Raw genomic sequence first — 1,755 nt, forward strand, 5'->3', positions numbered from 1 at the left:
CATGCCCATGGACGACTCTGTCGACGACATCGTCGCCGGTCGCGGTTCCATCGTGGCGTTCGTCCTCACGCTTGCCGTGATGCTCCCCGTCCTGTTCGTGTCGGTGCTGGTCGCGGTCCCGCCGACCACGATCTCGCTCGGTATGGGACAGGACTTCCGCAACAACTACAGCGCGTTCGTCTCGCAGGGGTGGAACTTCTTCACGAAGGACCTCCAGGGGACTCAGTTCGGCGCGTACGCGACGGTGTCGGGCTCCGCGCCGGTCAGTCTGTTGACGACTCCGCAGACGCGCATCGAGAATGCGTGGGGTCTCACGCGGAACCAGCGGGCACAGGGACCGGAGCTCGCGAACCTGGCCAACGCCGTGACGCAGTGGCGGGAATGCTCGACCTTGCGAATCTCCTGCGCCATGGATCTCGATGCCGAGCCGATCGAGCTCGTCAACACGAGCCCCCTGCCGACGCTCTGCGGGTCGGTGATCCTCACGCAGGAACGGCAGAGTCCCTGGAGCTACCGCACCTTCCCCTCGGCCGACGAGCAGATCGTCGACAAGGTCGCGCCGGTCGATGTCGTCTGCCCCGCGAACGGAGGAGGATCATGAGCCTGCTCTCCACGCTGTCGACGTTCGATCACCGTCGCCTCTGGTTCGGCGTCGCGCGCACCGTTCTCGCCTCGGGCCAGATCGTGCTCCTGGCCTTCACCGACCCGCGTGCGCTTCTCGTGCCCGTGGGGGATCAGCCCGCCGCTCCGTACTGCGATGGCGTGAAGGCGATCAGCGCGTACTGCCTCGGAGGCGATGTCCTCGCCCCTTCGACGAGACACGCGATCATGCTGATCCTCCTGGTCGTCGTGGCATCCGGGTTCCTTCCCCGCGCGACCGGAATCCTGCACGCCTGGGTGACCTTCTCGATCGCCGGCAGCATCGCCCTGCCTGACGGGGGAGAACTGGCCGCCAAGGTCGTCACGCTGCTGCTCGTTCCGATGTGCCTGACCGACGACCGTTGGTGGCATTGGACGCGGCCGAGATCGTCCCTCAGCCCGTCGGCGCGCGGTGTCGCGTATGCGGCGCTGTGGGCCGTGCGCCTCCAGGTCGCGGGCATATACCTGCACTCCGGTGTGGGCAAGTTCGCCAGTTCCGACTGGCTCTCGGGCACCGCGGAGTACTACGTCCTCCGCGACAACATGTTCGGCGCCGCCGGCTGGGTGCGCGACCTCGGGGTCGCCGTGATGTCGGTGCCGTCTTTCGCGTTCGCTGTGGCCTGGGGGTCGATCGCGCTCGAGATCGCCGTCGGTGTGATCATCCTGTGCGGAACAGACAGGCTCCGTCGCGTGGCGCTGGCTGCCGTGATCGTCTTCCATGTCGGGATCATCGTCACCATCGGACTCTGGACGTTCGCTCTCGTGATGATCGGCGCCGTCGCCGTCGCCTGTCTGCCCGCGACGCCGCGTGGCAGCGGTCCCCACCACGTCCCCGCTGTCCTGTCGGCGCTGAGGCGCAGGCTCAGGCCCGACCGCGGTTCGCCCTCGCTCTCCGGCATCCCCGCCACCGTCCCGGTCGCCGACGAGGGCGCCGACGGCATCCCCTCCCCGCACCGCGCGGTGGTTCCCGAGCAGGGGAGGAGGTGAGACAGATGACCGAAACCTACGAGAAGCCTCAGGTGCTCGTCGTGGGCGACTTCCGCAAGGACACCGCCTTCACGTCCCAGGGCTACTGGACCGACGTCCTCGGCTGGTGGCTCTGACCCGCCGCTGATC

At 67.8% G+C, this 1,755-nt stretch carries 3 protein-coding genes; all 3 read left to right on the forward strand.

Going from position 1 to position 1,755, the window contains the following annotated elements; translation table 11 throughout:
* Positions 1-601, forward strand: a 601-nt coding sequence (locus P2P98_RS03780; protein WP_275797368.1) for an SdpA family antimicrobial peptide system protein, incomplete at its 5' end; no start/stop codon positions are given.
* Entirely contained in the window at positions 598-1,626 is a 1,029-nt protein-coding gene (locus tag P2P98_RS03785; protein ID WP_058626655.1) for a sporulation-delaying protein SdpB family protein, read from the forward strand. The genes P2P98_RS03780 and P2P98_RS03785, both read left to right, overlap by 4 nt.
* A 5-nt stretch (positions 1,627-1,631) precedes the next feature.
* Entirely contained in the window at positions 1,632-1,742 is a 111-nt protein-coding gene (locus tag P2P98_RS03790; RefSeq protein WP_119863578.1) for a lasso RiPP family leader peptide-containing protein, read from the forward strand.
* Positions 1,743-1,755: the final 13 nt, after the last annotated feature.

This window comes from Microbacterium sp. Kw_RZR3 (genome assembly GCF_029222405.1).
Taxonomy (GTDB): Bacteria; Actinomycetota; Actinomycetes; order Actinomycetales; family Microbacteriaceae; genus Microbacterium.

What these genes read in the sequence shown, in the direction of transcription:
- P2P98_RS03785 (WP_058626655.1), top strand. Translation starts at nt 598, where the DNA reads ATGAGCCTGCTCTCCACGCTGTCGACGTTCGATCACCGTCGCCTCTGG.
- P2P98_RS03790 (WP_119863578.1), top strand. Translation starts at nt 1,632, where the DNA reads ATGACCGAAACCTACGAGAAGCCTCAGGTGCTCGTCGTGGGCGACTTC.